The organism is Staphylococcus devriesei (assembly GCF_002902625.1).
Lineage (GTDB): Bacteria > Bacillota > Bacilli > Staphylococcales > Staphylococcaceae > Staphylococcus > Staphylococcus devriesei.
The window spans coordinates 40,496-48,689 of the sequence record NZ_PPRG01000059.1 but is presented as its reverse complement, the minus strand read 5'-3'; the positions used below and the strand labels follow the sequence as shown (position 1 = coordinate 48,689).

The following is an 8,194-nucleotide window of genomic DNA, read 5'->3' as shown; positions in this document are numbered from 1 at the left end:
AATAACAAAGTAAATATAACATATTATATATGCTACACCAATTAGAAACAGACTTAATACTACCAAAGTATTAGTGAATATAGATCTTAAGCATTAAAGGTTAGTATTTTTACAAATAAAGAAGTGAAACAAAAATCCATTTTTTAAAGAATTAGTGTTTCGCTCATTTGAATAATATTAGAATTTGACTCATAACGTCATAGCTTAATGCAATGAACTATGAGGGACTTTCTTTAAAATATTGATACCCGTTTGATGTTCTTCAATAAACTGGCCTTCATTCGAGAAAATGATTATTTTCAAATACAAAAAATCAAGTACAGAAATTCCAAAATTTAACGCTAATAAAAACATAAAATAATGACCATATTGTGGGAACATCATTGTCATAAAGATTAAAAATAGAGTAATTATAATAAATGGTAATAATAAATTAATACAAAAATACACTTTGTGAACAGGCGCGCTTACATAAGTATTAAAATAAGGTAACCATCTTTTTTTATTCAACTTATGCATTCTAAAAGAGTGGAAATGTTGAATAAAAAAGAGTAAATGAATCGATTTATGGATAGGGTACATTAATATTACAAAAAATAATAAAATAATAAAATGTCTGTCTGATAAAGGAGTGTCTACAAAATAATACATAATTTCATAACTCACTAAAAAAGCAATTACAGTTATAGTAAAGCTAAGGAATGCGATTCTTGGCACACCAAAACGTGCATGAATATCAATTTGACGTTTACATAGGAACATAGAGACACCTCTTTATAACTCTTTTATATACGCTACGTATTATCTAACTAACCACTAAAACAGTCAAGACAAATTAGGTATAAAAAAAGAGACGAAACATAATTATGTTTCGACCTCTCTCTTAACAAGTAATTATTTTTTATCTTTTGAAAATGTATTACTAATTTCTTCTCCACGGTTTTGAAGATTTTCGATATGTGATTGTAACTTTTCAATATTAGGATTAATATCTGATTTAAAATCACCAATTAATGTTTTAAATTCATCGCCAATTTCACTACCATATTCCACACCATCATTTTTAACTTGTTTACCATAGTCAATAATATTATGGAAACTACGTTTGATAGATTCAATTTCACGTTCTAATTCTGAACGAGAACCAGTAGGGGTCTTAGAATCAATAGTATTATTCTTCACGCTATCAGCATCACGATTCATCCATGAAACTGCAATGCCTGATGCGATTCCAACACTAATACCAAATAATACGCGTGTTACTTTCATGTTTATTCTCCTCACTTAATATGTCGTTGTATTTTATCTTTAGAAAACTCGACAAGTTAGTTTAATTCTATATTACCCTATTATGTCATTCAATATGCAGAATTATTCAAATTGCGCTTTGATTTGTTCAGCAATTTCTTTTTTCTGCTCATCATTTAGTTCTTCTTCATGAGTTTCCCAATGATAACCAAATCCGTCGATATCATTTTCATAACGAGGCAAGAAGTGGAAATGTAGATGGAAAACAGATTGATCTGCAAACTCACCATTATTTTGAATAATATTTAAGCCATCAGGATTAAATGCTTTCTTAATTGCATTAGCCACTTTTGGTAATGCAGCACCAATATGTTTCATTGTTTCCTCATCAGTTTCAAAAATATTTGCTGATGCCTTTTTAGGAATAAGTAACGTATGCCCTTTAGTAACTTGCGAAATATCTAAAAATGCATACACATAATCGTCTTCATAAACTTTAAAACTTGGGATTTCTCCAGTAAGGATTTTGCCGAAAACAGTTTCTGCCATTTAAATTCACTCCTTATGTCATATTTGTATCTTATTATATCATTAGTATATTAAAATTTCGTCAGTAAGACATATCTAACTTTAGTAGTTAGACAATGATTTTGGTACAATATAATTCATGGAGGTGCCATATGACAGTAAAAGTTGAACATCTAACAGGTGGCTATGGTAAGCGTCCTGTTATTGAAGATATAAATTTTGAATTAAAAGAAGGCGAAATAGTAGGTTTAATAGGACTGAATGGAGCCGGTAAAAGTACTACTATTAAACACATGTTAGGACTATTAACGCCTATGCAAGGCAATCTTTCTATTTCAAATACAGACATAACAGAAGATATCGAAGTTTATCGTAAGAAATTATCTTATATACCTGAATCACCAGTAATATATGAAGAATTGACATTAGAAGAACATATCGCGATGACCGCAATGGCATATCAAATCAGTGAAGAAGAAGCTATGAAACGTGCGCGACCATTACTTAAAACATTTAGATTAGAAAATGAATTAAACGTCTTTCCAAGTCATTTTTCTAAAGGGATGAAGCAAAAAGTAATGATTATTTGCGCTTTTATCGTTAATCCAGAATTATATATTATCGACGAACCTTTCCTAGGTCTCGATCCTTTAGGTATACAATCAATGCTTGATTTAATGGTTGAAAAGAAAAACGAAGGTCGTACCGTTTTAATGAGTACGCATATACTTGCGACTGCTGAACGTTATTGTGATCGCTTTATCATTTTAGACAAAGGGAAAGTAGTAGGCTTAGGTAATTTAGAAGAACTTCGTGAACAAACAGGGCTACATGATTCGACGCTTGATGATATCTACATTCATGTGACTCAAGGTGGTCAACATCATGAATAAGAAAGCTTCAAACTTATTTAAAAAGCGTCATCAAGCAATTCGTAAAGAAAAGAGCTATTACAATAAGTTCATATTTAATGGTCATTTTACAGTCTTTTTAGTGATTTTACTTGGTGCCTTTATTCTAGGCTACGGGCAATGGTTGCAACACATCCCACATAATATTGACTATGCATTATTTGCAAGTATTGTATTAGCTATTACTTCTATATTTCCAATTAGAACATTTTTAAAAGACGCAGACCGAATCTTTCTCTTACCATTTGAAAAAAACATGAAAGATTATATGAAATTAAGTCTACAATATAGTTACTTTAATCGGATTGCGTTACAAATAATGATAGCGATTATCTTATTTCCATTATTTTATAAATTAAGCAATCAACTTGTAATCGCTTATGTAGTGTTTGTAATCTTACTACTTGTACACCCTTATCTCGGTTTAAGATTGAAATGGCAATGGTACCAACTTCGCTTATCTAGTTGGTCTATTAATATCTTATTGTTTATAGTGAATGCCCTAACTTACTATCTTATTTTAGGCCATAAATTCTATTGGGCTATTATATTAACAATAGGGGTAGTTGTAGCAATTTTCCTTATTCCGAAAATGAAGCAAATCAACTTATTCCCTTGGGAAAGAATGATAGCAGTCGAGCAACGACACCATACAAATTACTATAAATTTGTAAACATGTTTACAGACGTTAAGCATCTTAAAGAGAGTGCAGTCAGACGTAAGTATTTAGACTTCTTACTACCAACACCGAAAGGGCAAAGATTCAATCCGAAAAATATGTACTTATACCTGTTTACACGTAGTTTCGTAAGAGGTAGAGATGCATTTAGTATCATCTTAAGATTAGTCATTATTGCTTTAGTATTAATGATTTGGCTGTCATCACCAATAGTGACAGTTATTATTGGAAGCCTATTTATGTATATTACGTTACTACAAATGTCACAGTTCTATACACAGCAAGCATATGGCTTATGGCCTCAGGTTTGGCCTGTATCTGATACCCAAGTGATTAGAGGATATGAAAAATTCTTATATCGCTTAATGTTTGTGATTGGTATTATTTTTGCAATGACGTTTATTATTATATATCCACAATTTTTCTTCTTTGCAATTGTTTTCTTTATCGTTGGGTGGTTAACAATTAGAAGTACTATTAAAAAGCTTGAGTATCAAGAAACATTACTTAGAGATTAAAAAAATAGGTTGCTTTATATGGGTGAGCGTCATGGCTCACAAATATAGAGCAACCTTTAAAATTATCTAGTCTTTAATAGGATATAAATATCTTTCAAAATAACTTGAATGCTGACTACTTGAACCAAAATAGCGCTTTAATGCATCTTTTGAAAAATAATCCTTAAACGTGTCAGCTTCTTTAAAATCTTCATATGTCTCTCGATTAGCAAATCCAAAATAAACTTTATACGTCGTACCTTCAACAGGTTTTAAGAAACGATAGCTTTTAAATCCTGCAAAGTTTTCAAAGTTTAAATCTAAATTTGCTAGGCGTTTTTCTAACTGATATGCATGATCATCTGAAGATGGGATGAATATTGCTGAATAAAAATGTTCATTACTCATTTCATTAATTTTATTAATCGTGTTATAAACAGTAGGGTGTTTCAATATAGATTTATCATCAGTTTCTTCAATAATGACTGTTGAATCCTCTGTTGAAAATAAAAATAAATCTTTATCAGGATGTTTCATACGAATTTGATTTAAAAAACCATAAGTGCCATACGTAGTGTTTATCTTCATGATTATCCCTCCCTTGTTGATTATATTATACGGTTAAATATAAAATGTGACTATAGTAATTATTTATATAACATTATTATTATGAAAAATAAAAGATTTATGTAACATGTAGTTTTATATATGCAAAATCATCTATAATTAATTTGGAAATCTAGATAAAAAATATTATTGCGCTATGTCTTTTTTATGACATTTAAGCCGGTATAAACGATAATATTATGACGATATGATATTATAGATAAGAATGATTTTAATTTAGGAGGACGCTATGGTGCATAATAAAAACAATACAATTTTACAAACAATAAAAGGGGAACAAACGTCCCATACACCAGTATGGTTTATGCGCCAAGCTGGAAGATCTCAACCAGAATATCGCAAACTGAAAGAAAAATATTCTCTCTTCGAGATTACACATCAGCCAGAATTATGTGCTTATGTCACACAACTTCCTGTTGATAACTACAACACAGATGCTGCTGTATTATATAAAGATATTATGACCCCGTTAAAGCCTATCGGTGTTGACGTTGATATTAAGTCTGGTATAGGCCCAGTCATTCATAATCCAATTCACAGTATTAAAGATGTTGAAAAGCTTACGCACATCGATCCTAAAAGAGATGTGCCATACGTATTAGAAACAATTCAATTATTAACTCAAGAAAAATTAAATGTGCCACTTATCGGCTTTACAGGAGCACCATTTACTCTGGCTTCATATATGATAGAGGGTGGCCCTTCAAAGAATTATAGTTTTACTAAGGCCATGATGTATGGGGATGAAGAAACTTGGTTTGCTTTAATGAACCATCTTGTAGAGGTTTCTATCGATTATGTTGTAGCTCAAATCGAAGCAGGTGCAGAGCTAATTCAAATTTTCGATTCATGGGTAGGTGCGTTAAATGTAGAAGATTATCGCTACTATATTAAGCCGGCCATGCAACGATTAGTTAAAGGTATTAAAGGACACTACGATGTGCCTGTTATCTTATTCGGTGTAGGCGCGAGTCACTTAATCAATGAATGGAACGATTTACCGATTGATGTTTTGGGATTAGATTGGCGTACATCAATTACTAAAGCTACACAATTAGGTGTCGATAAGACTTTACAAGGTAACTTAGATCCCTCATTATTGCTTGCACCTTGGGATATTCTTGAAAAGAGAATTAAAGCTATCCTTGATGAAGGTATGAGCAGAGGTCAACATATCTTTAATCTCGGCCATGGCGTGTTTCCTGAAGTTCAACCAGATACACTTAAACGTGTGACTCAATATGTCCATGATTATACTAGAAAATAAAGAATCAATTTATAAGGGAAGGTTTTAAATAATGACTAAAACAGTAGGTTTATTAGTTATGGCTTATGGTACACCATACAAAGAAAGTGACATTGAACCATACTACACAGATATTAGACATGGGAAAAGACCCTCTGAAGAAGAATTACAAGATTTAAAAGATCGATATGAATTCATAGGTGGTCTTTCTCCTTTAGCTGGTACTACTGATCGTCAATCTGAAGCATTGACAGAGACGCTTAATGAAGCATATTCAGATGTCGAATTTAAGTTGTATTTAGGTTTAAAACATATTTCTCCATATATAGAAGAAGCAGTTGAGAAGATGCATAATGACGGTATACAAGAAGCGGTAACTGTTGTCTTAGCTCCTCATTATTCAAGCTTTTCAGTGGGCTCTTACAACGAACGGGCTAAGGAAGAAGCAGATAAATATGGTATTGAGTTACATCATGTTAAACAGTATTATCATCAACCAAAATTTATTGAATACTGGACGAATAAAATTAATGAAACGTTAGAACAAATTCCTAGTGAAGAACACGATGAAACCATCTTGATCGTTTCAGCACACAGCTTACCTAAAGGCTTAATAGAGAGAAATAATGACCCATATCCGGATGAATTACATGATACAATGAAACGTTTAGAAGCATCTACTAACATTAAACATGTTGCACAAGGTTGGCAATCTGAAGGTAATACAGGTACACCTTGGTTAGGACCAGATGTGCAAGACTTAACTAGAGAATTATTTGAAGCACACCATTATAAAAATTTCATTTACACACCGGTAGGATTTGTATGTGAACATTTAGAGGTGCTATATGACAACGATTATGAGTGTAAAGTTGTTTGTGACGAGTTAGGCGCGAATTATTATCGTCCTGACATGCCTAATACAGACTCATTATTCATTGGTGCCATCGTAGACGAAATTAAAACAGTTTTTTAATAAAGGAAGGGACTCGTTGTGAGTAAAAAAGTTGCAATTATAGGTGCTGGCATTACTGGCCTTGCTAGTGCATATTACTTTAAGCGTTATCAACCAGATATTGATATCACAATCTTTGAAGCAACCAATCGACCAGGAGGTAAAATTCAAACGTATCGTAAAGACGGTTATACGATTGAATTAGGCCCTGAATCTTATTTAGGTCGTAAAACAATCATGACGGAGATTGCGAAAGATCTTGGTCTAGAGAATGAATTGATTACTAATCAAACTGGCCAATCATATATTTTTGCCAAGAATAAACTTTATCCTATTCCTGGTGGGTCAATTATGGGGATTCCAACAGATATTAAACCATTTCTAAAAACGCGTTTAATTTCTCCATTAGGCAAACTTAGAGCAAGTTTAGACTTATTTAAATCTCCAATCCAAATTGATGATGACATTTCAGTAGGAGATTTCTTTAGACAACGTCTAGGTAATGAAATTCTTGAAAATCTAATCGAACCATTGATGGGTGGTATCTACGGTACAGACATCGATCAACTAAGTTTAATGAGCACGTTTCCTGATTTTAAAAAGAAAGAGGAAACATACGGCAGTTTAATTAGAGGAATGCAACATGAAAAAGCTGAACGAGTAAAACAACGCCAATTGTATCCTGGGGCACCTAAAGGGCAGTTTAAACAATTTAGACATGGTCTAAGTTCTTTTATTGAAGCGTTAGCGAAAGACGTGGAAAGTAAAGGCGTAACTATTCGATATAATACAGCAGTTGAAGATATTGTTACTAAAAAAGGTGAATATGAAGTTAATATTGAAGGTGGTAGTGAAACTTTTGATGGCTTATTAGTAACCACGCCACATCAAACATTTATGAAATGGTTTAATCATGATGAAGCATTTAGATACTTCAATAAGATGGACTCTACTTCAGTTGCTACAGTAGTATTTGCTTTTGATGAACAAAATATCGAAAACACGTATAACGGTACCGGATTTGTTATTGCACGTACAAGTAATACAGACATTACCGCATGTACATGGACGACAAAAAAATGGCCATTTACTACCCCTGAAGGTAAAGTACTTATCCGTGCATATGTGGGTAAACCAGGGGACACTGTTGTAGAAGACCATACTGATGAAGAAATAGCAGCTATTGCAAGACGTGATTTAGAGAAAATGATGACATTTAAAGGCGATCCTGACTTTACAATTGTTAATCGACTTCCTAAAAGTATGCCACAGTATCATATAGGACATATTAGTCAAATTAGAAAAATACAACAACATGTTAAACAAACATACAAAGGACTGCGAATCACTGGCGCACCATTTGAAGCGGTTGGTTTACCCGATTGTATCCAACAAGGTAAAAATGCAGTGGAAGAATTAATAGAAGAATTATAACTTTGAAACACTTTTTAGAGGTTAAGCATATCTCTTAAAAGTGTTTTATTTTAAAATAAAGTAGAAAA

General features: G+C 32.4%; 9 protein-coding genes. 5 read left to right on the top strand and 4 right to left on the bottom strand.

All coding sequences use genetic code 11. The features are described from left to right. Positions 1-204: 204 nt before the first annotated feature. The 3 genes from CD147_RS09580 to CD147_RS09570 form a co-directional block, all read right to left on the bottom strand. Positions 205-762: a DUF3267 domain-containing protein gene (locus CD147_RS09580; RefSeq protein WP_103167167.1), complete on the bottom strand. Its 558-nt coding sequence runs from the start codon at positions 760-762 to the stop codon at positions 205-207. Between the two features lie 132 nt (positions 763-894). Further along, positions 895-1,269 (bottom strand): YtxH domain-containing protein, encoded by a 375-nt coding sequence (locus CD147_RS09575; protein WP_103167166.1) that lies wholly within the window; start codon positions 1,267-1,269, stop codon positions 895-897. 102 nt (positions 1,270-1,371) lie between these two features. Continuing rightward, positions 1,372-1,797 carry an HIT family protein gene (locus tag CD147_RS09570; RefSeq protein WP_103167165.1) on the bottom strand — a complete coding sequence of 142 codons (426 nt, stop codon included), beginning with the start codon at positions 1,795-1,797 and terminating at the stop codon, positions 1,372-1,374. Between the two features lie 131 nt (positions 1,798-1,928). Here CD147_RS09570 and ecsA point away from each other — a divergent pair, with 131 nt between their 5' ends. Together ecsA and ecsB are read left to right on the top strand one after the other, a co-directional pair. Next, complete coding sequence (ecsA, locus tag CD147_RS09565) at positions 1,929-2,669, top strand: ABC transporter ATP-binding protein EcsA (RefSeq protein WP_103167164.1); 741 nt, start codon at positions 1,929-1,931, stop codon at positions 2,667-2,669. After that, on the top strand, positions 2,662-3,885 hold the full coding sequence (gene ecsB / locus CD147_RS09560; protein WP_103167163.1) for an ABC transporter permease EcsB: 1,224 nt from the start codon (positions 2,662-2,664) through the stop codon (positions 3,883-3,885). Before ecsA ends, ecsB begins: the two co-directional genes overlap by 8 nt. Before the next feature lie 66 nt (positions 3,886-3,951). On the opposite strand, the gene CD147_RS09555 is transcribed toward ecsB, so the two are convergent. After that, on the bottom strand, positions 3,952-4,452 hold the full coding sequence (locus CD147_RS09555) for a signal transduction protein TRAP (protein WP_103167162.1): 501 nt from the start codon (positions 4,450-4,452) through the stop codon (positions 3,952-3,954). Between the two features lie 268 nt (positions 4,453-4,720). Between CD147_RS09555 and hemE the strand changes: the two genes are divergently transcribed. The 3 genes from hemE to hemY are packed head-to-tail and all read left to right on the top strand — an operon-like array spanning position 4,721 to position 8,126. After that, the gene (hemE, locus tag CD147_RS09550; protein ID WP_103167161.1) at positions 4,721-5,758 is read left to right on the top strand and encodes a uroporphyrinogen decarboxylase; all 1,038 of its coding nucleotides are present in this window, start codon (positions 4,721-4,723) and stop codon (positions 5,756-5,758) included. Positions 5,759-5,789: 31 nt separating this feature from the next. Then, the gene (gene hemH, locus CD147_RS09545; RefSeq protein ID WP_103167160.1) at positions 5,790-6,713 is read left to right on the top strand and encodes a ferrochelatase; all 924 of its coding nucleotides are present in this window, start codon (positions 5,790-5,792) and stop codon (positions 6,711-6,713) included. Positions 6,714-6,731: 18 nt separating this feature from the next. Then, entirely contained in the window at positions 6,732-8,126 is a 1,395-nt protein-coding gene (hemY, locus tag CD147_RS09540; protein WP_103167159.1) for a protoporphyrinogen oxidase, read from the top strand. Positions 8,127-8,194 lie beyond the last annotated feature (68 nt).